The 361-nt window shown below is 52.4% G+C and carries 1 protein-coding gene; it reads right to left on the bottom strand.

Annotated elements, in window-relative coordinates:
* Positions 1-107: 107 nt before the first annotated feature.
* Entirely contained in the window at positions 108-335 is a 228-nt protein-coding gene (locus QWJ41_RS22415; RefSeq protein WP_439117355.1) for a RapZ C-terminal domain-containing protein, read from the bottom strand.
* Between the last annotated feature and the right edge of the window lie 26 nt (positions 336-361).

Raw genomic sequence — 361 nt, 5'->3', positions numbered from 1 at the left:
GAGCCATTGTCACTGACCACCCATCACTGACGATTCCAATCGTATACACCAAGAACAAGAAACAAGGAGAAACAACAAGACAAAAAAAAACTCCTCTCCTCAACCCCTCAAAAAGGATCTGCCCGTCCCTTAACCCGATGAACATGCCTACACACAACCCTAACCCCCTCCTCACCCCCTCTCCTCCCAACCTCCCACTTAACAAACTGCGCAATCCGCTCCGCAATCGCCACACTCCGATGCGTCCCTGCATGACAACAAACACTCATACTAACCTCCATGGCTCCGCCCTCACTCCCAAACCGCAATAACAACTCGCTAACCGCCGTCTGCACCGCCTTCTGTGCGGCTACATCTTGCA

The organism is Nocardioides cremeus (genome assembly GCF_030518195.1).
Taxonomy (GTDB): domain Bacteria; phylum Actinomycetota; class Actinomycetes; order Propionibacteriales; family Nocardioidaceae; genus Nocardioides; species Nocardioides cremeus.
Note: the sequence above shows the minus strand (reverse complement) of the source record. Positions and strands in the feature narration are given on the sequence as shown.